This is a genomic window from Limnofasciculus baicalensis BBK-W-15, assembly GCF_024178385.1.
GTDB lineage: Bacteria > Cyanobacteriota > Cyanobacteriia > Cyanobacteriales > Coleofasciculaceae > Limnofasciculus > Limnofasciculus baicalensis.
The window spans coordinates 1-22,897 of record NZ_JAMZMM010000048.1; the positions used below are offsets into that span (position 1 = coordinate 1).

A 22,897-nucleotide genomic window follows, 5' to 3' on the forward strand; every position below is an offset into this window, starting at 1 on the left:
GTTGTTTGTTGTTTGTTGTTTGTTGTTTGTTGTTTGTTGTTTGTTGTTTGTTGTTGCTTGTTTGTTGTTTGTTGTTTGTTGTTTGTTGTTTGTTGTTTGTTACAGGACTTACGCAGCGATGCTATTCATAGTGTGGATGGTGCGAAAGCATTGCATAACGCACCCTACAGATGGAGGATTTGCGTAAGTCCTGTGTTATTTGTTGTTGGTTGTTTGCCATTGCTTGTTTATTATCCAGTCAATAACCAATAAACAATAACCGAAAAATGGCTCTCAGCCCCTTACCAATAACCAACAACTAATAACCAATAACCAACAACTAATAACCAACAACTAACGATCAACAACCAATGACCACGGAATCATTGGGTCTTGTGATAACTGTTTCGATACTGCGTAAGCTCCGTAGCGGTTAAGGTGACTGGGATCGGAAAAATGGTCTGGTTTCTCTAATAACAAGTTACTTAAATTACGGAAAATTAATCCTTGTTCCACAGGACTAGATCTCATGTATTGCTGAAATTCTGCTTCATATTTACTTCGTACTGGATCTAAGTAATCTTTATTCAAGGGTAAATTAACAAAAACAATATTAATGTTATTCTCCTTGGCAAATTTCAAGAGTGCTTCTAGTGCCAGATCTTGTTGACCTTTTAACTCAAAAGTTTGATAGTCGCCATCATAAGCACCAGCTACTCTCGGATGGTTTTGGTAGTAAGTGGTGGGGTTAAAGCGGATAGATAGGGGTAAGAAGCCATCTAAATCAATAGAAGCTTCAGGAAGGGATTCTTCTTTGTCTTTGGGAGTTGAGGTTTGGGGAAATCTGTTTTCGATCATATCTACAAAGAAATCGCGCAAGCTTGACTTGAGATCGTCTCTTTGGGGATATGTTGAGGAAAGCTTTGCCAGAGACTGATTTAGCCAGTCATCAACAGATTGATACCTTTTACTAAATTCTGCGAAAGGTTGGGCAATTTTATCTTGACTTTGAGATTGAATTCCTGTGGGGTTGGGGAAAATGCCAGCCTTTAATTGTTTGTAGCCTTCTGAGTCTTCGATTGCCTGATAAGTGGCATCGACTCTACCACTATTAAAGGCTCTGGCTCCATCTGCCCAGATAATTAATTTGGGGAGTTGCTCTGGAGTTAAAATGCGACGGATCATCAAGTCTACAACTTGAGCAGTTGCCCCATTAACAGCAAAGTTAAATATATCAACATCACGATACCCCTGAGCTGCTAATGCTTCTTGCAGGACATGAGGATCGACTCCGCGCAATGCCCTAGAACTACCCATAATTAGCACATCTGGGCGACCTTGTTCTGTCATCCGCTGTTGATATAGTGCCAGTTTTTGATCGAGGAGGGGGTTATTGAATGGGGGATTAGAAGATCTTGCTAGGGCTAAAATTGCGGCTTGGGCGGCACTGGTTCGCTCTGATTTCGATGTCTCATCAATAATTATGCTCTTTTCCCCTTCACGGGTAAAGCCAGAGGCATTGAAGTCATTGTTTTCCTTAGCACCCCGTTTTTGTAAGGATATTTCGGGGAGGGCGATTGGTACTGGTTCCTCTGTTGATGATAAAGCTGATTCGACAACCTGAGAATTTCCTGGCAAATCCGCTTCACGGAGGCTGCGGGCACGGAGAAGTTGACCTGTAAACCAGTCTGCTTGAAAGGTTAGTAATAATCCCAGGGTACTCCAAATAATTGCCACAGTAACACCTTGGGCATTGGCGGAGGTAGAACGCCCTGAAACAGCAGTAAGATCTTGATTATCTAAGGTGGGGACTAATAGCTGGGTGTAACACAACCAACGCCCAATTGTTTGAACAGTTGCCTCCCAATAGGGATTGAGACTATCCTCTCGATCTTCTTCTATTACATCCGAATCCTGACCAGGTTCGGTGCTAGGTACTACTAAATGGCTTACCTCATTTGGCGAGAAGTCTGGCGTAACCTCGACAACTTGCCGCCGTCTTGTGACAAAATCAAGACCATAATTCCATGCGGGAGCGGTTGCTCCAGCACGACGACCATAAATTCTAACGCCTCCAATATCTGGAATAGCTAAATCCCGCAGTAACCGGGTAATGGGAGAAACCATCTGAGTTTGAGGCGGGCAGATTATTCCTTCACTCATGATATGGAGTAGATCCTGCTTGCGGCGCAGTTTGAGTTGAATTCCCCCTGTTGTCAATCGCTGATCCAGGTTAGGATTGACTAACCTTTCTAGTAAAAAGGTTAGGCTTTCTAAGTCTCCCTGTTGAGCTAAGGTAAATGTAGCTGGAGCTAATTCTTCTTCTGCTGCGGCAGGTAAATTCAGCCAGTCAATCCAAATTGGGGTTTCTGGCTCCAACTCGAAAGAGAATCGATCTGACTCAACACCATAGACTGTAGCGGCTTTAATACCTTGAGGAGCCAGTAACTCTAGTATCGGTGCGATCGCGCCCATCGTAGTTTGCTTGTCGGGAACCTTGATTTCCCCAATAATGGCTTGGCTGCAAAATAAATGGAGTGTCGATTCTTTGAGAACAGCCCGGACTATAATTTCAGCATGGGATAGTCTCTGATTCAAAAGTCGCGCTAGTGCCTGGATGTCGCCCCACTGCGCCCAATCTTCCAGCATTACTTCTGCTGGTGTCAAATTCACCCGCACTATCCATTCTGGTTTTGCTTCTCCACTCACCTGAGAGCAAATTGCTGCATCTTTGAATCCTGTAAGCTCTAAAGACCGCAACTGCTTTACGATTGGCTCTACTAGTAAAGAAGCATCAGTGCTGTAGTTGGCGCTACAAATAACCCAAAGACGTTGTTGGTTGTTGGTTGTTGGTTGTTTGGCAAAGGAAGAATTTTGACTGGTGACTTGTGACTTTTGGGTTTGGATTTGGACTTTTATGCTTGCTCCCAGATAACTCAAACTGCTACTGAGATAGCGTGCGATCGCGTCTGGTGAGCCAGAACGGGCTAGACTTTCGTGAGAAACTAGTATAGCTGCGTGGGTTGTTGCTGTTTCCAAAGATGCCTCTGATGTGGTTTTGCCCGCCTTCCCGGGTTGAGGGGGTTTTAGTTGAATTTGTTCTATCCAGTCTGGCCGCTCGTTGTTACCGCTGCGCCCATAGATAATCATCTGATAGATCGGGGTTTCCCGATTGATGGGAAATTTACCTCTCCCCTCCTGGGCGTTGAGCGCATGAAGTAAGCGGTTCGCGATATTATTGCTATCCAGGACGCGATCGCTCTGGCAAAGAACATGTAGACTATTCCCGCGTAATCTTACTCGCAGATGCACTCCTGGTTGCCCAATCGCATTGTATGCCCATTGAGCCAAGGAGAAGGGATGTGATGAATAGGTTTGCCGCTCGGTATCCAACATTACAAGCTTGTCACGAGTACTCTCGAATTACTGACTCAATTCAACCACACTTACATCTATAGTGCATCTAGGCAGAGCAAATCGCACGCCGATAAAAAGGAAATAGAACTTGATCTAACCACAGTGAAAATGTGAAACAAAATGAAGTAAAATGAGGTTGCGGAAAGGTCAGACGGCTGTGTGTAGTACAAAATTACTATTTCGGGAGATGATGGAAAACGATGCCTGGGTTGGGCGTAGCCATCGCAAGTGGCAGTCTAAACCCGCTGACTTAAAGCTGTCGGGAAATCAAGTCCATGTTTGGCGTACTCAACTAGAGTTACCGACATCACAGATAGAGCAATTAGCCCAAACTCTATCTACTGACGAAGCGGAAAGAGCTAATAGATTTTACTTTGAGCGAGACAGGAAACATTTTATTGCAGGTCGCGGTATTTTGCGGACAATTCTCGGTCAGTATTTAGATCTAAATCCAGCCAAGATCCAGTTTGATTATAGTCCTCGTGGCAAACCAGGACTAGCTAATACTGATGAAACCCTCTATTTTAACTTGTCTCATTCTCAGGGGTTAGCTCTCTATGGAGTATCGCGAGATCTTAATCTGGGAATTGATCTAGAATACATCCGCCCGATGTCCGATATTGAGCAACTGGCAAAGCGATTCTTTTCTTCCAGGGAATATACTGCGATCGCATCCCTGCCAGATAATGAAAAGCAAGGGGCATTTTTCCAGGCTTGGACTTGTAAAGAAGCTTATCTTAAAGCTACTGGCGATGGCTTGGCGGGTGGACTAGCAGAGGTTGAAGTCTCCCTCATTCCTGGAGAAGCAGCCAGACTCCTGAGTATTGCAGGTAACTCACAAGCGGCTTTGAGTTGGTCATTCCATCAAATAATACCAGCACCAGACTACATGGCGGCTTTAGCTGTTGCAGGAAAGGATGGGGATTTGGAGTTGATCAATTATCCTATAATGGCTAATGGCTAATTGGTAATTAAGATAATATTTATCCGTTAGCTATCAGCGATATCCTTGGCAAGTTTACCCAATTTATAGGTACTTCAAAAACGCTGATGCTGGACTTCACTCAGTTGTAAATCCATGACTTTAAAGGCAGTTTTATTTGATTTTAACGGTGTTATTATTAATGATGAAGGTATTCACCTACAACTCATTGATGAGATTCTGCTTCAGGAAAATCTACGTCCCTCACCACAGGATGTGCGGGACTATTGTTTGGGAAAGAGCGATCGCACATGTTTAGTCGATTTACTCAAAAGTCGCGGTAGGTTTGTGAATGAGGACAACTTAAGTCGGATGATTGCCCGGAAATCTGAATTGTACCGCCTGAAGCTAGAGGAATTGCCCAAATTGCCAATTTATCCGGGGTTAGAGGATTTAATTTTCAAAATTCGCCTTGCTCAGTTACCGATGGGAATTGTGAGTGGGGCGCTTCACTCTGAGGTTGAATTAGTATTAACTCGTGCTGAATTATTACCATACTTTTCAGTTATTGTAGCAGGTGATGATATCAAGGTGAGTAAGCCCGAACCGGATGGATATCTCCTCGCAGTAGAACGTTTGAACCAGCAATATCCGGAACTTAAGGCTCGCTCAATTGATTGTCTGGCAATTGAAGATACCTTTACCGGAATTGAAGCTGCTAAACGAGCAGGAATGCAGGTAGTGGGAGTCGCTAATACTTACCCTTTTCACATGATTCAGCGTCAGGCTAACTGGGCGGTGGATTATCTTAACGATTTGGAATTAGAGCGGGTGCAGGAAGTTTATGCTGCACTCGCTCCTAGTTGAATCACAGATTCCCTAGCACTTCAATCAGTTTACGTCGGAAAAAACTGTCATTCTGCTGATACCAATCTCTGGCATTTTCACCTAACTGCTTTTTCGAGTTATAATCCATCCCCAATATTTCGTTAATTTTCTGTTCTAGAGATTGGGGATTGACATAATAGTTAGTGCCCAAACGATGAATTTTACTATCGTGATAATCTACTAAAATACCCCGATTTGGAGTAATTACCTGATTCATTGGAGGTGCATTAGTGGTAAGGGTTACTGCCTGACAACTCATGGCTTCTACTATATAATGACCAAATCCTTCTGCTTCGGATGGACATAAGTGAATGCCATGAGAATTCTGATATTGGCACAGTACTTCATCATCGAGATATTTGGTAATATATTCGATATTGGGAGCTGTGATTTTAGTACTAGAGTTTTGCTTCTGTTTAATTGTCAGTCGTGGCCATTCCGGGTGACGTTTCCATACTTCAAGAATTGTTTTCGTACCTTTCTGCCAGCTACTTGCCAAATGAAGGAAAGCATCGTAATCTTTGGGGTATTTTTCGTTGAAACAGTCAAGGCTGGTAAAGCTAATAAATTCGGTTTTGCATCCTAACTTATTGAAGATATTCTCTGCGAATCTTGTTTTGCAAAGAATGTAGTCAAATTTCTCTAAATAGGGATGCCAATCCTCTCGAAACCATTCCTGATTGGGAATAAGACAGTTGACACTGGCATAAGGAAACCAAGAGGGTTCCACATACTCAAGAAATAGGTTAATATCGTAGGGAGGTTTGGATTTAAGGGTATAGCTAGCAAATCGATTAATGTAAGTTGTAATCCGCTGAATTTTATGGCCTACAGTCTTTTCGCCTAGAATATAAACCATTACTGAAAAACCAGCTTCTTTGAGAAGGCTATCCAGAATTTTGACATCGCGCCCTAAACCAGCTTTACTGTCTGCTGTGATGATGTTGATCCGCTTCATTTTGAAATGCACCTCTCCAAGGTTAGGGGAAATTTGTTGTTGAAAAATCTGTCGTAGAATACCATAATTAATGCGTAACAGCACTCGCTCCTAGTTGAATCACAGATTCCCTAGCACTTCAATCAGTTTACGTCGGAAAAAACTGTCATTCTGCTGATACCAATCTCTGGCATTTTCACCTAACTGCTTTTTCGAGTTATAATCCATCCCCAATATTTCGTTAATTTTCTGTTCTAGAGATTGGGGATTGACATAATAGTTAGTGCCCAAACGATGAATTTTACTATCGTGATAATCTACTAAAATACCCCGATTTGGAGTAATTACCTGATTCATTGGAGGTGCATTAGTGGTAAGGGTTACTGCCTGACAACTCATGGCTTCTACTATATAATGACCAAATCCTTCTGCTTCGGATGGACATAAGTGAATGCCATGAGAATTCTGATATTGGCACAGTACTTCATCATCGAGATATTTGGTAATATATTCGATATTGGGAGCTGTGATTTTAGTACTAGAGTTTTGCTTCTGTTTAATTGTCAGTCGTGGCCATTCCGGGTGACGTTTCCATACTTCAAGAATTGTTTTCGTACCTTTCTGCCAGCTACTTGCCAAATGAAGGAAAGCATCGTAATCTTTGGGGTATTTTTCGTTGAAACAGTCAAGGCTGGTAAAGCTAATAAATGCTGAATTTTATGGCATACAGTCTTTTCGCCTAGAATATAAACCATTACTGAAAAACCAGCTTCTTTGAGAAGGCTATCCAGAATTTTGACATTGCGCCTTAAACCAAATTTACTGTCTGCTGTGATGATGTTGATCCGCTTCATTTTGAGATAAAAGTCTCTAAGATTAGGGGAAATTTGTTGATTAACCTGCGGCATAACGCCATGATTGATCCACCCACTAATCACAAGATTGATTTAGTATTCCCAAATTATTGATTAGTTAATTAATTGGTTCCTTGTCGCACTATATCAGTATAGTCTTTGGCACGTACCTGACGGAAAACCTGTAAGATTAACTGGCGTAAATTGGTAGGAAAGTAGGACATAATTAAAGCCAATTTAACTTTGTTAGACTTACCTAATACTTGAGAAGACTCTTGTAATATTTGTCGTCCCTCGGTGCTATCGCCATTTTCAATTAGTCTTAACCCTAAACATTCTTTTGTCCAAGCCAATTTGTGAATCCGCCGCTTTTCCAAGTCTGGAGATGGAAACTGGTAACTATTGATAGAGAAAACCTTAGCTTTGAGAAAGTGTAGATTTTGTTTTAAACTAGTTTGCCCGCCGTGGAAGCGATACTCCATGAGATACTCTGGCAAAAAATACGCTGATTTATCTGCGATCGCTAATCTTACCAGTAAATCGTAATCCTCACATCCGTCTGCTTCCGGGCGCATGTAATCAACCTCTGCTAAACAGGGGCGACGAAATAGAGTTGAACCTACTTGCAAGCTTTGGTATTGAAAAGTTTGTAGGATTAAATCGGGAACAGTACCTTGATTGAGCTTGTCTTTCCCCCATTTGGCGGCATTCTCTTGAGTTGCTGACTCCATCCGCTCCCCATTTTGATTGATAATCCAGTGATTAGTACAAACAAAATCTACTGTAGGCTCATTATCTAAAATCGTCACAGTTTTGGCTAAAAATTCTGGAGTGATGGCATCATCATCATCGAATTTGATAAAATAGTCCCCAGTGGCGGCATCAAAACCGGAGCGCATATTTTTACTCCTGCCAATGTTTTTGGGATGGCGGATATAGCGGATTCTGGGATCTTGCCACTCACTGACTACCTCGGCTGTGTTATCTGTGGAGCCATCATCACAGATGATTAGTTCAAAATCCTGATAAGTCTGAGTGAGAACACTTTGAACGGAATACCGCAGGAAACTGGCGCGGTTGTAAGTAGGGATACAAACGGTAACTTTAGGCATAGATTTAGCGAACTCAAGATATTTAACTACCATTGAATAAAATTTTATACTAGCTTGGATATCAGTGGTTTGGTAATTTTACTGACACCACTAGCCATAATCAATCCTTGTTTGCTATGATAGCTAATGTCAGGGTTTGGTTGCCACTTAACTTTGTTCCAGGAATTACTCAAAGTAAGAGTTTAACCTAAAATTTACAGGAATGCACTATAAAGATTGGCAAGACGGATACGCGAATTTTCTGTCGTATCCATTCCTCTAATATCATCTCCGGTAGCATCGGACTTTTACTATCTGTTCGTAGTAAGCACTTTAGTGCTTGGAAATATAGCATTTTTAGGCACTAAAGTGCCTACTACAAACACGAGACAAGTCTACTTGATCTGAAAAATTCGTGCTATCTATTTTCCATTTTCCATTCAATATAGGAGGTATATTTTGGTAAACAATTCCTCACTTCGCACTCTCTTCATCACAAAGGAAGTACCCTACCCACCCATCGGTGGAGTATCGTTACGCAACTGGCAAAACATCAATATCATGATGAAATATGGTCCCGTTGCAATTTTTTCTGCCTCTAACTGGACTCCCAAAGAAACTTATCTACCGGGTGTTGAGCTATGGCATCATTCTAATGTTGAAATCCAACGTTCCGGTTGGGAAAATTTAGAACGTCGGTTATGGTGGTTGCACCCCCGCAGACATCCAGATGCCGATTGGTCTTATTCTAGCACTGCGGCACGAGAATTAGATGAATTAATTGCCAAATTTAAGCCAGATTTGGTAGTTTTTGTGGAAGTTTGGCTATACCCATACTTGAGAATTGTTCAGCGTCATAAATGCCGCATTATCTTCGATAATCTTAACGTTGAAGCATCTCTCTTCCAGCAAAAATATGCTTCGGTTCAAGATATTAAATCGAAAATTAAAGTAAAGATTCAACTCGATCATCTTAAATCTATCGAAAGGGATTTGAGTCAAAAAGCTGATGATATATGGGTATGTAGCGATAATGATGCTAACTTAATTAAGGAATTATACGGACAGGTAGCGCCTACTCATCTTGTCCCAAATGGCATTAATGTAGCACACTACGATGGTGTCCATTCTGGCAAATTGAGTCCTCCAAGTGGCTTGGAAGATAAAAGCCGGAATTTACTCTTTCTCGGACAGATGTCATACTTACCTAATACGGTAGCCGCTGAGTTATTGATAAATAAAATATATCCTAAACTTCGGGAAATTTATCCAGATTGTCGTCTTCTGCTAGTAGGACGAAATCCGACTCCACTGATGTTGGATGCTGCTAAAAAAGATGCTCAAATTATTGTTACTGGTAGTGTACCAGATGTGCGACCTTATTTAGCGGCGGCTAGTGTTATGGTGGTGCCACTGATTCAAGGTGGAGGTACTCGCCTCAAGATTTTAGAAGCATTTGCCGCAGGTTGTCCAGTTGTTAGTACTGCTAAAGGTGCTGAGGGGTTGAATGCCAAAGATGGGGAACATTTGTTGATTAAGGATAGTATTGAAGAGTTGGTGGCTGGTGTGTGTCAAATTTGGTCTGATCCTGCTTTGGGTGAGAAATTAGCTGGTTGTGGTTATGAATTAGTGCAGGAGGAATATTCTTGGGAAGCTGTTGCTGGGAGAGTGGAAGAGGCTGTTAAAGTGCCCTTGCCATCCGTCAGTAATGGCAGATTTAGTAGAATAAAGTCATCAGTAAATTAGCAAAAAAACTATGAACTCAAAACCCCGCATCAGCATAATTATTTTCGTAGATTCTCTCAATCCAGCCCTGTCTGACACCATTAAAGGTTACGCGAGACAGACTTGTGTGCTGAGTACTTTCGAGTTGATTGTAATAGACTTTAAGTTGTCGCGAGACTTCTCCGCAGAAGTGGAGAAGATTTGCCAGTTAACAGACAATAATCTTAACATTAAGTATTTCCGACATGAGAGTAACTCTCGCTCAGTAAGAAATAACTTTGGAGTCACCCAAGCAACAGCCGACTTAGTTGTGTTTATATCTGGCGACTTTATTCCCCAACCAGGATTTATCGAAGCGCATTTGCAATTTCACCAAGCACATCCAGAACCTCAGCTAGTAGGTATTGGGTCAGGATTTTCCCCAAAATCTCAGCGTAAAAAATCAAAATTTCTAGCTTGGCAGGAAGATTCAGGTAGTTTATTCGGTGTCAGATTGAATGAAAAAGACCCGGTATTACCCAAGAACTTCTTCTACGTTGCTAATGCATCAATTAAGAAAGAATTTTTCCTTTCAGTGGGCATGTTTGACGAGGATTTTCCTTATGATGCCTGGGATGATTTTGAAATTAGTATGCGATTAGCCCAACATGGCATGAAGTCGCTTTATGTACCAGAGGCAATAGCAATTCATAACCATCTGCTTACTCTTTCTGAAAGACGAAAAAGAATTGAGTGGGCTGGGGAATCAGCAGCTATCTTAAAATCGAAATATCCCGATTATCATATCCCCATTCGTTCACCTTGGAAACAGCTTATTAAGAGCTACATAAACTTGCTAGTCTATGGGGTGACTCGCAATTCTAAATACCAGGTTAATTACTGGGAACGCACACTAGAAGCGGCTTTTACTAGGGGCTATCTCCGTGGGTGTCAAGCATTAGACATCTCCAGAAATTAGCTTTTCACCTAAACAGAGTAATGGTTTTAGATTCCTTTTCGGAGATGTTTGTTGATTATAAAAGATTAATAAACATCTCTCTGTCTTCTATCTTTTATCAAAAATAAGTAAAAATATGTCGGATTTTGTCATTCCTCTAGTTACTGTTTGTGTCCCTACCTATAATGGAGCAAAGTATCTGCAAGAATGTCTTGACAGTATTCTCTGTCAGACATTTACCGAATTTGAGTTACTTATTATTGACGATTGTTCTTCGGATGATACACTCAATATTGTCAATACCTATGCCGAACGGGATCGACGGATTAGAGTAGTAGTTAACAATACCAATATGGGTTTAGTAGGCAACTGGAAACGTTGTGTTAACCTGGCGCAAGGTGAGTGGATAAAATTTGTATTTCAAGATGACTTGATAGCGCCGACATGCTTAGAAAAAATGCTTGCTGCCAGACAACCTGAAAAATATCTTATTAACTGTCGTCGCCAATTTATTTTTGAAGCTGAAGTTCCAAAAAAAACTAGGGAAGAATATCAAAAGTTTCTCACATATTTATCAACAGAAGGGGTATTCTCCGGAAAAACAGAAATTTCTGCCAGGGATTATTGTGAAGCTTTACTTAATAATATTGATGCTATCTATGCTAATTTTGTTGGTGAACCGACAGCAGTAATGCTACACCGCAGTGTATTCGATCGATTTGGTACTTTTAATCATCACCTAATTCAACTTCTTGACTTTGAGTTTTGGACAAGAATTGCTATTCACTCAGGTATGATTTATGTACCAGAAACTCTAGCTACTTTTCGCATACATAGCAACTCAGCAACCGCCACCAACTATTCAGGAAAAAAATATCGAACTTCAGTCTTAGACAAGTTAATTTTCATCTATGACTTGGCGTTTCAGCCTGTCTACGAACCTTTGCGTCTTGTTAACGATAATTGCGAATTTCAACTAATTGATAAAAAACATGAGCAACCAGTTAATCTGTTCGATTTAGTTGCAGAGTATGCTTATAACTCTCGTCGGATTGCACAACGTGGAGCAGCCAATCGTGAAAATCCAGATTCTAGCCTTTTAAGCGAGTGGGAAAAAATACAGAAAGTTTATCCGCTTCTTACATATTTATCACAGCGCAGTCTTACTAAAAAAATTATTAGTCACAGCTTATACCGCTGGAAAGATTTAAGGCGTAATCTAAAAGCAACTATTCAACAGCAAAAATAATCCATAAAAAGTCTTACATCTTATTTAATATGAGAACGAACCCATGATGGGCAATCCCCAAAGCTGCGGAGAAAGTAATCTTGAACTCCCTGTAAGGCTGCCTTACTTCTCAATCTATCTTGGGAAGTAGTCTGAGGAGATAAATAATTGCGAACCTGCCTAAAAATATCTCTGGCAATTAATGGATAAAGCTTGAATGATTCCGAAAATGGAATATTTCTTTCAATCCACAATAATCTATTACGCCACCAAAAATATTGATAATGAGGGGCTTTATCTCCACCACTGAAACTTGCTGAAATTTTGTGCCATACTTTTGAAGAGGGAACAACAATAGATTTGTATCCACTTCGCCTTGCTCTATAACACAAGTCACTTTCTTCCCACATCAGGAAGTATTTTGGCTCCAGCATTCCTATTTGTTTTATGACATCAGCCTTGATTAGTAGGGCGCAGCCACAAATATAGTCTGTCTCCCTAATATCCTGCCAGTCTTTCCCATTATCTATTTTTCCCTGTCCAATATGCTCAAACCTGAGTTTATCAGGGAACCACTGAGCGCCAGCGTACCAGATTTTTTCGCTACTGCCATAGTAATAAATTTTTGAGCCAAATATGCCTGCATCAGGATATTTTGTGCTAGCTTCCATCAACGCTGAAATAACTTGAGGATCGACTATGGTATCATTATTGAGCAAGAATATATAATCAGCTCCGTGAGCTATTGCATATTCAATACCTACATTATTTCCCGCTGAAAATCCTAAGTTTGCACCATTTTCAAGGAGTAATAGGTGAGGAAACTGTTCCTTGATAACAGTCGTTGAATCATCAGTAGAGCCATTATCTACAACAACTACTTGATAGTTATCATATTCAATACCTTTGAGAGAATTTAGACACTCAATCGTGAGATCTTTTCCATTCCAATTGAGAATAATGATAAATACTTTAGGATTTGTATCCACAATCTTTATTTTAATCATCCTAGCCTTCTTTGGGTGAGAAATTAGCTGGTTGTGGTTATGAATTGGTGCAGGAGGAATATTCTTGGGAAGCTGTTGCTGGGAGAGTGGAAGAGGCTGTTAAAGTGCCCTTGCCATCCGCCAGTCATGGCAGATTTAGTAGAATAAAGTCATCCGTAAATTAGAAGAAAAACTATGGGATCAAAATGATTAAACCTGAGTTTATCAAAGATTATGGGATCGTAAATTTTTAGGAACTCTTTTCCTTTTTAGCGGCATCTTGATAAAATTTGAGATGATCGTTAAAAATTATCGACATGGACAGTTTTTTTTGGAGGCGAACAACAGCAGGATCTTCTTGATCTGAGCAGATGGGGAGCAGCTTTAGTATAGCTTTAGCCAGTTCCTCAGCCGTATAGGGATTAAAGGTATGAATCGCTCCTGGTTCGATTTGGTTGTATTCTGCAATTTGGGGAAGATCTGAAGCGAGAATAGGACGAGCTACGGAAATCCAGGTTGACAGAGAGGCTGAAGCCGAAAAAAGTTTGAAGGGACAAACAGCTAAATCGCTAGCAACTAGATAACGTAGCAAATCTTCTTCAGATAAGTACCCTGTAATGTGCAAGCGCTGGGCAACTCCCTTTTTTTCTGCTATCTTGAGAAGATAAGACAATAAACCCTGGTTATTAGGAGCAATACCCCCAGCAAAGATGACTTTAACCTCTGGAGGTAATTTGGGGATAGCTTCAATGAGTAATTGATGACCTTTGTTGTCATAAATAAATCCTTGAAGAGTCACTACTTTATAGTCTTCAAGTCCTAGACTTGAACGAGCTTCTAGACGGCTGATTTTAAAAGCAGGTTCTTCAACAAAAAGAGGAATCTTAGTCAGTTTTTTGGGATCGATCAGATGGATAATTCTTTGTTTTTCTTCCTCTGTGCTGATTAAGATTCCTCGTAATTGTTTAGATAGCCAAAGCAAGGTTTTTCTGTCTGCAAGATAACTATACCAAGTCCCCCGCGCTGCATTAACCACACGCTTTAAAGGGTGAGATTGGGATCGCACCTGCTGTTGATACTGTTGATTGAAAGCTGTTAACAGATTATTGGATGGGTAGATTGCAGGATACATATCGTGGAATGTAGCGACGATAGGAACTGAACATTGACTGATGAAACTCTTGAGATAAAACAATTGTTTCCATCCTCCCCCCCAAAGATACTTGCTGTAATGTAGGTGAATGATATCAGTACGATCGAGTTCTTTTGCCGCTTTACCTAGTAGGATTTGATTGTGCTTTTTATTCTCAGTCAAGATAACATTAGCTTCCATAATACTGAGATTTGAACGTTGGTGTGCTTCAGAAGCAAGTAAGCGACTATATCGGGTGATGCCACTCTCTCTTTCTTTAGATGTGCTAATGTGTAAGTAGCCGATTTTCATTTTATTAATTTAGACGACAATAGTCCGGACAGTTGAGATAAAGCTTGAAAACATTAATTTTACGTTAGCGTTTCTAGGCTGAAACCATTATTCTCTCAAGGATGTTTCAAAACTGTCCGAAGTGTTTAGACAAATAACTCTTAATTATCTTGAATTAGGTAACTTTTTCAAGAATTATGCACTGTGTAAGAATCAGGCATTTTTCCCAAGGGTCTTTGACAACTAAAAATTCGTCTAGTTGTTGGTGTATATTTTCAGGTTTAAATTCAGGATAACCATACAATTCACAAGGATTACCAACTTTAATTCTGAGTCCAGATGCTTCAATTAAAGAGCAAATTGAAATATTGGAGCCATATCTGTTAGAAATTTTAGCAGTGAATGGATAGCAATCCAGAAATAAATCTATAGTAGCTATAAAAAATCCACCTGGTTTAAGAATACGTGCAATTTCTTTGACTAGTGGCGCAACTTCTTCTGGTGGAATGTGTTCAATTGCTGAGATTGAGAAAACCCGATCGTAAGTATTACTCTCTATCTGGGCATTTTGCAGAAAATCCTGAATAAAGTTAACTTTTCCTCTAAAAGCCTGATTTAAGTAATTAAACTGATGGGAAGTGAAGAGCCAATCGACTTTTTCACTCGGATTTATAAGAGGATCTACTGAAGTAACTTCTAGTCCATGTTCAGCCAAGATAAATTGAAAACCAGAAGCCCCTGCACCAACTTCTAAGACTCGCATTCCCGCTTCTAATGGTGTAGCAAAAAAACACCACGGGTACTCAAAAATTCGTGTTTGACTATTATGCTGAAACCCAAAAGCTCCAATCTGTTGCATCAGTAAATAAGGGATTTTAAAGCGATTTCGCCAAGCAAAATTGCTGCCACGATTTTTGGAATTTACAAATTTATACCACCACTCAGAGCCAAAAGGTGCTTTGTGCTTTTGATTCCAATCCGTGAATTTGTTGGATATAATTTTAGGTGCTAGCATGAGTCATTTATTCCCTTTTATCTGTGAAATTTTGAACTAGAGAAGCTATTCCATTAAATAAACCCTAGATGCCAATTCGTCTCACCTAATGTATAGTCTAACTCCTGATTTCGTTTGCCAATTGGTTTAGCTGGAATACCCGCAACAATTGTATAGGGTTCAACAGACTTAGTGACTACAGCACCCGCTGCAACAACCGCACCTTTGCCAATGGTTACGCCAGCTAAAACCATCGCTCTAGTACTCACCCAAGCATGATCTTCAATAACAACTTTACCTGTTTTAACTCCAAACGTAGGACTTTGGGCATCGTGCTGCATTGTCCATATCATAGCTTCAGATGAGATATTGACATTATTACCTATCTTTAAAGATACACAACCATCTAAATAACAATCATGTCCTATTGTTGTTGCTGAACCTATGGTTATATTTTTGGGACTATAGACCAATGTTCCCATAAAAATAGTAGTACGATCTCCTATTCTCATCCCGAAAAAACGGCGAAGAATAAATTGTCTAATGCTCCGTAATGGAATTCTCGTCAGGTAGTAAAGGAAGATGTATTCTATACTTGGCAAAAAAATTAGCTTAGTATATCTAAGCTTATCAATTATTGATTTCATTCATTCCTACCATTTTTGTACATAGTCTCAGAGATTATACCACAAAGCTACTTATACCTTAGAATCACTTCTTAAATCTACGATATAAACTAACTTTAAATTTTTGCCCCATACTTTTGATTTTTCTCTGACTTTTCTCCATCAAACTTTGTGGTTTCAACTCTTTCGGCATTTTGTCTGGTTCCTTCATAAATCGATAGTACAAAAAGACATCCTTGTAAAGAAGATCGACATCCTCACCCTGACATAGCCGCGCAAAATCTTTAGATGAGTAGTTCATGTAATGAATGCGGTGAATCGGTTTTAATCCTTGCTCATTATAAAGAACATTATCAATATTTACAAATGGATCGGCATCCGCACAATTCCCAGTTCTTTCTTGGGCATTTGGACTTAGAGTAAAATTAAATAATGAACCATTGCTCCGCAATGTCATGTAATTAAATAAAAACACATCATCCCACCAGCCGTCAATATTAATCCACTCAACTTCTTTTTTGTCAATCAAGAGATCCTTCAACCTAGACAATTCACTAGGCTCAAAAAAGCCTCTCCTAGAACCCCAAAAACTACCGCAGTGGAGATTGGGGCGAATCTCAGCTTCTTGGAAAATACCAGTGTTTTCAATAACTGATATATTTAAAGCTGCGACAGGATTTGGTTTCTTGTGTTCCCAATCGTCAAACACAAAATTATAAGTTTCTAACTTCTCAAATACATCATCTAGTGGCTTCATCGCCAAACTATCACCATCATAAAAGACAAACTTATCAAAGGGTCCATCAAAAGCGACAAACTTTCGTTGCAAATGTCCGCCATACCACCGAGGATTGGATAATTTAGTCTTACTTGCTCTGGCATGAGCCGCCCAAACTTGGTGTGCGAATTTTTCCCAGCGTTGAATGGACTCTGAGTTATTAAATATAGTAACATTGGGTCTGGAAGCAATTTCCTGTTTAACTTTATCGAGGCGATCGTCATAAGGAATAATACAAACAGGAATATCTGGACTGACATTCATCTCAATGCTGTTTAGTAAAGCTACGAGTTGATCGTAAACAACATCATTCGCCAGGGTATAAATACCATGTGGCTCCATTAAGTAAACTCCTTAATCGAACAGCTAATCGCCAATGTCAATTTTTTTAGTACTGATAGAAAATTCGGTCAGAACATTTAGGTTATAGAAGCACCGATTTTCAAGTTATGCTAGAGCCAGTATAACTCAGCATTTTCCAAATGTCATCCCCGATCGGGAGATAAAATTAAGTATAAGCTGAGTTCGGAGTATGCGCTTCGCGCAGGCTACGCCAACGGAGTTCAGTGACTCCCATGTAAAAATAGTGTCAATAGGGTGGGGAATGCCCAGCCGACAACCGATAATCTAATCCCGATGCTGAGTGTGGACATTGCCTAGCTGACACCCTCTCTTGCCTTTATTTATGTACACCTAATTAATAAGTTAAATCGAATTGACAAAAGATGGATAGGAAGTTAAAATGGTGAATGATGTTTTATTATATAAATGAGAGAAAAAAAGTTTAAACTGAGATGAAAAAGTAATAAATAATTTGATTAAGCCTATGCTCCTTAAGCCAATAACAAATAACGAAAGTAACTCAACAGAGCTACCAAAAGTGTCAGTCATTGTCCCCATTTATAACGGAGAGACAGACTTACCTGACTTAATCCGTTGCTTAATCACTCAAACCTACCCAGCGGATCGGGTAGAATATTTACTGGTAGATAATAATAGTAGCGATCGCACCCTCGAAATTCTCCAAAAAGCAGCACTTGAAGCTCAATCTCAAGGTATCAAACTATACCCCCTGACAGAAAACCAAATTCAAAGTTCTTACGCTGCTCGCAATAAAGGTATTCACACTGCTACTGGAGACATTTTAGCATTTACTGATGCCGACTGTCGTCCCCTGCCTCAATGGTTGAGTCTCTTAGTTGAAGCCTTTACCAATCCGAAAGTGGGTTTAGTCGTGGGAGAAATTGCCGCTCTACCAGGAAAAACTCTACTAGAAAAACATGCCGAACGCCAGAGTACCTTAACTCAAAAAGATACCCTAGCTCATCCTTTTTGTCCATACGGGCAAACTGCTAATTTGGCAATTCGACATGAAGTTTTCCAGGAAATTGGGTTATTTCGCCCCTATATGACAACTGGTGGAGATGCGGATATGTGTTGGCGGATTCAGCGGGAAACCGATTGGCAACTCTATTTTGCAGAAACAGCAATTGTTCAGCACCGCCACCGGGCTAATTTGCAGGAATTCCGCAGTCAATGGCAACGTTACGGACGTTCTAATAAATATTTACACGAATTACACGGGGTGGAATTACGACCAAAATTAAATGCCAAAAAATCTCTATATTTAATGAGTCGTTGGTTACTAAAAGAATTGCCAATGACAACGGTAAAAGCGGTGGCAGGAAAAGGATCTTTTGTCGATATATTAGGTACGCCAATTAACTTGTATGGTGCCTGGGCGCGGGATGTGGGACAACAACAAGCGCAACTGCCAGCACAAGCAAGAGAGATTGAGTCGTTGCCAAAAAATAACAGTTGAGTTCAGATTTGTTAGTGATTTGTTCTTAGCTATTGTTTCTCAGTAATTTAACAAACAACCAACAACAAACAACTAATAACAAATAACCAATGACAAATGACTAATTTATATGTTATAACCGAGCCGTTAGTACTTCCCCAAGCTTTCTCACCCCTAAACTTATGCAACAACCGCAAATCGCTGCCATTATCTGCACCCACAATCGGGATAATTATTTAGGAGCCGCCATTGATAGCTTGCTGGCTCAGGATTGTGAAGATTTTGAAATTATAGTAGTTGATAATGCGTCGAGCGATCGCACTCGCGAAGTTGTCGAACAACGCCTCCCGCACCCCCGATTAAAATACGTTTACGAAGAAGAATTAGGCTTGTCAGTGGCACGTAACCGGGGTGCAAAGGAAAGCACTGCTCCCATTCTCGCCTATTTAGACGATGATGCAGAAGCAAGTCCCCAATGGTTAAGAGTATTATTAACAGCTTATCATAATAACGAAAAACTCGCGGTCGCCGGGGGAAAAGTGACTCTTATTTGGCATAATAATATAACTCCCCCTAACTGGATTTCATCAGAATTAGCAGGAGCTTTAGGATTGTACGATCTTGGAGATACTATGGTATATATTAAAGATCCAGGTCTAACACCTAGAGGATTAAACTATTCAATCAGGCGTACATTTTTAGATCAAATTGGCGGATTCGATCCTAATTTAGGAAGAAAGGGGAAAAATTTACTCTCTAACGAAGAATTGTATATGACTGAACTAGCACTGAAAAATGGATGGCAAGTTGCTTATATTCCCGAAGCATTAGCCGCACATAATGTCGCCCCGGAACGAATGAAACCAGATTGGTTTTTACGGCGGAGTTGGTGGCAAGGTGTGAGCGAATGTTATCGGGAAGAAATTGCAGGGAGAACGGGGATTTCTCAACTTGGAAGAGGTGGGGAAAGGATGGTACGCGGACTTTATAAATCGTTAAAATATTTCTCAGATCCAGCTAAAAGGTTTGATAATTTAACTTATGCTTATGGTCAAATCGGTTATTTGAATTCGGCAATAAAAGCTATGCTGGGAGTAGGGAGTAGGGAGTAGGGAGTAGGGAGTAGGGAGTGGGGAGTAGGGAGTAGGGAGTGGAGAATAAAGTCAAAACCAACAACCAACAACCAACAACTAACAACCAACAACAAACAACAAACAACCAACAACCAACAACTAACAACTAACAACAAATGAAAAAAGCACTAATTTGCGGAGTTTCTGGTCAAGATGGAGCCTATTTATCTCAATTACTATTAAATCGAGGTTATACAGTATGTGGAACCTCGCGGGATGCACAAATGTCCTCATTTCAAAATTTGATCCGCTTGGGTATTCGGGAACAAGTGAAACTAGAATCTGTCTCTCTTACCGATTTTCGGAGTGTCTTGCAGATACTAAATAAAACCGAACCAGATGAAGTCTATAATTTGGCGGGACAGAGTTCGGTAAGTCTTTCCTTTGAGCAACCTGTTGAAACATTAGAAAGTATTTCTATTGGCACGTTAAATCTTTTGGAAGCAATTCGCTTTACAGGTGCTAAGATTAAATTTTACAATGCGGGTTCGAGTGAATGTTTTGGAGATATTGGCGAAGCAGCAGCAGAGGAAACTACGCCATTTCGTCCTCGAAGTCCCTACGCTGTAGCTAAATCTGCCGCATTTTGGCAAGTAGCAAACTATCGAGAAGCTTACGGTTTATTTGCCTGTTCTGGTATTCTATTTAACCACGAATCTCCCTTAAGACCCCAAAGATTTGTCACTCAAAAGATTATAGCAGCAGCTTGCCGAATTGCTCAAGGTAGCAAGGAAAAACTTTATTTAGGTAATATCGATATTAAACGGGATTGGGGTTGGGCACCTGAATACGTGGAAGCAATGTATTTAATGTTGCAGCAAGAGGAAGCAGATGATTTTGCGATCGCAACTGGCGAAACTAACAAATTAGAAGACTTTGTGGCAGAAGCTTTTGCTTCTATTGGGTTAGATTGGCACGATCATGTAGTTACTGATGCCAGTCTTTTACGACCAACTGATTTAACCGTTAGTTGGGGAAATCCAGCGAAAGCCAAAGAAAAATTAGGCTGGCAAGCTGAGTATAAAATGCAGGATGTCGTACACATGATGATGGCATCCAGAATGAAAGTGGAATCGAGAATGATGGCTGATACTGACTGGTAATTGGTTGTTGGTTGTTAGTTATTTGTTAATAGGTAATGAGGAAAAGTAATTAATTTTTTCAATTTTCCTCTCCCCACTTCCTACTCCCCATTCCCCACTCCCTATTCCCCATTAATAAACGATGAAAATTCTCGCCATCTGTTCCACTTTTCCCTACCCACCAACGCGAGGAGGAACGCATAATAGAACCTTCAATTTACTTAAAAATTTAACTCAAAACCATCAGGTTACTATTATTACTCAACGTCCTCCAGAGGTAACCGATTCAGAAGTTGAAGGATTGCGTCAGTGGGTGGCAGAATTAGTGGTATTTCCTCGTCCAAAGGAAGCGACAGGGGGAATTATTGCCAAACTTAAACGTACTATCGAATTTCTCCAAAAAGGAACACCACCTAACGTACTTTATCTATACGATACTAAGATTCAACAATGGATAGATGAAGCGGTAGCGGCAGGAAAATTTGATGCTATTACTTGCGAACATAGTGTTAATGAAGTTTATATTAGACCAGAATGGAAAAAGCAGATAAATACAGTTATTAATATCCACAGTTCCGTTTATCGTACTTGCAAGAATCAGTTAGAAACTGGAACCTCAGATAATGCGTTGCGGGATCGGTTATACTTACCTTTACTCAAACGCTACGAACAGAATTCTGTTCGCAAGTTTTCCAGCATTGTGGTAACCACCGATGAAGATTGGCAACAAATGCAAGAATTTAGTCCCAATAGTGATGTAACTATTAGTCCAAATGGGGTGGATTTAGCTGAATTTACCTATCGAAAAGCAGATCCAGGAGGACATCATCTCATATTTTGTGGAGGATTAGATTATTTTGTCAATATTAATGGTGCTTGCGTATTAGGAAGAGAAATATTACCTCGATTGCAAGAAAAATATCCCGATACAACAGTAACATTAGTTGGCTCTAAACCTGCACCAGAAGTGTTAGCATTAGCCGAAAATCCGGCAATTACAGTAACGGGAAGAGTGCCTTCCATGACTGAATATTTACATCGCGCCACGGTTTGCGTCGTACCTTTGCTTAGTGGATTTGGGATGAAAATTAAAACCCTAGAAGCCATGGCTGCTGGAGTACCTGTAGTAGGTAGCGATCGCGGTTTGGAAGGATTAAATGTTGATGGAGAGGGTGTGCCCTTGAGAGGAATTCGTGCTAATTCTATACCTGAATATGTAGAGGCGGTGACGCGATTATTTGAAGATGCTAAACTGAGAGAAGAGTTATCTAAGAATGCGCGATCTTTTATTGAAGAGAATTATACTTGGGAAGGTGCGGCGAAGATTTATGAAATGGTGTTAGAGAGGAAAGGTTAGAAGAATAATTTACTAATTTAACTCTCAGGTGGCACAACTTTTTTAATTACTTATGAGTTGTCACTATCCCTTTTTTCCTTCTACAAGAAAATAGAGATTTATTATACTTCTATTCCTTCTTTGAAAGCGTCTAGATTAATCAGTTGCATAAAGGCTTCATGCCTAGATTTACCCAATTCGTAATCTTTGGCATCCTTCGCTGTAACTACACCACCTCGACGAGTGACGATTTTCCAATATTCCATTCCAATATTATTAATTATATATGGATGATGGCTGGTAATTATAAACTGTATATTTTTATTTTCAAACAATAATTCAGTTACAATATCGATACAATTAACTCCTAAACTATTTTCAAATTCGTCAATCAAAATCACAGTTCCATCAGCGGATAAGTATATATCGCTAATGTGAAGCAGGGTTCTAAACATTCCAGAAGATAGTTTATTTTGATTAATCCAATTATTAACACCTCTTTCTTTAATCTGAACGAAAGGATACTTAGCTAGAAAGGATGGTAAATCTTCAGATTCGTATGGTTCTATTTTTAGATCTTCTACCTGAGTAAATATCTCTATAAAACTATCCTTTATCTTTTTGAATAATTCAGGGATATGGTTTGAGATTAATGCTAATTTTATTTGAGTTGGCAAATTACTTTCTTTAATCTTCTCCAAAGAAGAATATTTTTTTGACGTGTCAATAATATCAATGCGATAAGGTGCATCAACAGACC

The 22,897-nt window shown here is 40.0% G+C and carries 21 protein-coding genes; 10 read left to right on the plus strand and 11 right to left on the minus strand.

What is annotated here, in order from left to right; genetic code table 11:
* Positions 1-252: hypothetical protein (locus tag NJ959_RS07270; protein WP_254011089.1), on the plus strand; the 252-nt coding region annotated here is incomplete at its 5' end.
* A gap of 81 nt (positions 253-333) precedes the next feature.
* On the opposite strand, the gene NJ959_RS07275 is transcribed toward NJ959_RS07270, so the two are convergent.
* Complete coding sequence (locus NJ959_RS07275) at positions 334-3,375, minus strand: DUF1574 family protein (protein WP_254011090.1); 3,042 nt, start codon at positions 3,373-3,375, stop codon at positions 334-336.
* A 151-nt stretch (positions 3,376-3,526) separates the two neighbouring features.
* On the opposite strand from NJ959_RS07275, the gene NJ959_RS07280 reads away from it, so the two are divergent.
* Together NJ959_RS07280 and NJ959_RS07285 are read left to right on the plus strand one after the other, a co-directional pair.
* Entirely contained in the window at positions 3,527-4,360 is an 834-nt protein-coding gene (locus tag NJ959_RS07280) for a 4'-phosphopantetheinyl transferase family protein (protein WP_254011091.1), read from the plus strand.
* 114 nt (positions 4,361-4,474) lie between these two features.
* Positions 4,475-5,185, plus strand: coding sequence for an HAD family hydrolase (locus NJ959_RS07285; protein ID WP_254011092.1), 711 nt, complete (start codon positions 4,475-4,477; stop codon positions 5,183-5,185).
* Position 5,186: 1 nt separating this feature from the next.
* Here the strand turns inward: NJ959_RS07285 and NJ959_RS07290 are convergent, their stop codons facing one another.
* From NJ959_RS07290 to NJ959_RS07305, 4 genes are all read right to left on the minus strand, one after another.
* Positions 5,187-6,164 carry a glycosyltransferase gene (locus NJ959_RS07290; RefSeq protein WP_254011093.1) on the minus strand — a complete coding sequence of 326 codons (978 nt, stop codon included), beginning with the start codon at positions 6,162-6,164 and terminating at the stop codon, positions 5,187-5,189.
* A 99-nt stretch (positions 6,165-6,263) separates the two neighbouring features.
* On the minus strand, positions 6,264-6,782 hold the full coding sequence (locus NJ959_RS07295; protein WP_254011094.1) for a glycosyltransferase: 519 nt from the start codon (positions 6,780-6,782) through the stop codon (positions 6,264-6,266).
* Positions 6,707-7,081 (minus strand): hypothetical protein, encoded by a 375-nt coding sequence (locus NJ959_RS07300; RefSeq protein WP_254011095.1) that lies wholly within the window; start codon positions 7,079-7,081, stop codon positions 6,707-6,709. Before NJ959_RS07300 ends, NJ959_RS07295 begins: the two co-directional genes overlap by 76 nt.
* Positions 7,082-7,119: 38 nt before the next feature.
* A complete protein-coding gene (locus NJ959_RS07305; RefSeq protein WP_254011096.1) occupies positions 7,120-8,109 on the minus strand; it encodes a glycosyltransferase family 2 protein in 990 nt (329 codons plus the stop codon).
* Between the two features lie 438 nt (positions 8,110-8,547).
* Between NJ959_RS07305 and NJ959_RS07310 the strand changes: the two genes are divergently transcribed.
* From NJ959_RS07310 to NJ959_RS07320, 3 genes are all read left to right on the plus strand, one after another.
* Positions 8,548-9,834, plus strand: a complete 1,287-nt coding sequence (locus tag NJ959_RS07310) for a glycosyltransferase family 4 protein (RefSeq protein ID WP_254011097.1) — start codon at positions 8,548-8,550, stop codon at positions 9,832-9,834.
* 10 nt (positions 9,835-9,844) lie between these two features.
* Positions 9,845-10,771, plus strand: coding sequence for a glycosyltransferase family 2 protein (locus NJ959_RS07315; protein WP_254011098.1), 927 nt, complete (start codon positions 9,845-9,847; stop codon positions 10,769-10,771).
* A gap of 115 nt (positions 10,772-10,886) precedes the next feature.
* Positions 10,887-11,999 carry a glycosyltransferase family 2 protein gene (locus NJ959_RS07320; RefSeq protein WP_254011099.1) on the plus strand — a complete coding sequence of 371 codons (1,113 nt, stop codon included), beginning with the start codon at positions 10,887-10,889 and terminating at the stop codon, positions 11,997-11,999.
* Between the two features lie 20 nt (positions 12,000-12,019).
* On the opposite strand, the gene NJ959_RS07325 is transcribed toward NJ959_RS07320, so the two are convergent.
* From NJ959_RS07325 to NJ959_RS07345, 5 genes are all read right to left on the minus strand, one after another.
* Positions 12,020-12,985 carry a glycosyltransferase family 2 protein gene (locus tag NJ959_RS07325; RefSeq protein WP_254011100.1) on the minus strand — a complete coding sequence of 322 codons (966 nt, stop codon included), beginning with the start codon at positions 12,983-12,985 and terminating at the stop codon, positions 12,020-12,022.
* 229 nt (positions 12,986-13,214) lie between these two features.
* On the minus strand, positions 13,215-14,408 hold the full coding sequence (locus NJ959_RS07330) for a glycosyltransferase (RefSeq protein WP_254011101.1): 1,194 nt from the start codon (positions 14,406-14,408) through the stop codon (positions 13,215-13,217).
* A gap of 154 nt (positions 14,409-14,562) precedes the next feature.
* Entirely contained in the window at positions 14,563-15,402 is an 840-nt protein-coding gene (locus NJ959_RS07335; RefSeq protein ID WP_254011102.1) for a class I SAM-dependent methyltransferase, read from the minus strand.
* Between the two features lie 53 nt (positions 15,403-15,455).
* A complete protein-coding gene (locus NJ959_RS30630) occupies positions 15,456-16,028 on the minus strand; it encodes an acyltransferase (RefSeq protein ID WP_373693624.1) in 573 nt (190 codons plus the stop codon).
* A 64-nt stretch (positions 16,029-16,092) separates the two neighbouring features.
* On the minus strand, positions 16,093-17,127 hold the full coding sequence (locus NJ959_RS07345) for an Npun_R2821/Npun_R2822 family protein (RefSeq protein WP_254011103.1): 1,035 nt from the start codon (positions 17,125-17,127) through the stop codon (positions 16,093-16,095).
* 484 nt (positions 17,128-17,611) lie between these two features.
* Here NJ959_RS07345 and NJ959_RS07350 point away from each other — a divergent pair, with 484 nt between their 5' ends.
* The 4 genes from NJ959_RS07350 (at position 17,612) to NJ959_RS07365 (ending at position 22,158) form a co-directional block, all read left to right on the plus strand.
* A complete protein-coding gene (locus tag NJ959_RS07350; RefSeq protein ID WP_254011104.1) occupies positions 17,612-18,607 on the plus strand; it encodes a glycosyltransferase family 2 protein in 996 nt (331 codons plus the stop codon).
* A gap of 161 nt (positions 18,608-18,768) precedes the next feature.
* Positions 18,769-19,698, plus strand: coding sequence for a glycosyltransferase family 2 protein (locus tag NJ959_RS07355; protein ID WP_254011105.1), 930 nt, complete (start codon positions 18,769-18,771; stop codon positions 19,696-19,698).
* A gap of 137 nt (positions 19,699-19,835) precedes the next feature.
* On the plus strand, positions 19,836-20,822 hold the full coding sequence (locus NJ959_RS07360; protein ID WP_254011106.1) for a GDP-mannose 4,6-dehydratase: 987 nt from the start codon (positions 19,836-19,838) through the stop codon (positions 20,820-20,822).
* A 121-nt stretch (positions 20,823-20,943) separates the two neighbouring features.
* Positions 20,944-22,158, plus strand: coding sequence for a glycosyltransferase family 4 protein (locus NJ959_RS07365; protein ID WP_254011107.1), 1,215 nt, complete (start codon positions 20,944-20,946; stop codon positions 22,156-22,158).
* Between the two features lie 101 nt (positions 22,159-22,259).
* On the opposite strand, the gene NJ959_RS07370 is transcribed toward NJ959_RS07365, so the two are convergent.
* Positions 22,260-22,897 (minus strand): AAA family ATPase (locus tag NJ959_RS07370; RefSeq protein ID WP_254011108.1); only part of this gene is annotated, 638 nt, incomplete at its 5' end.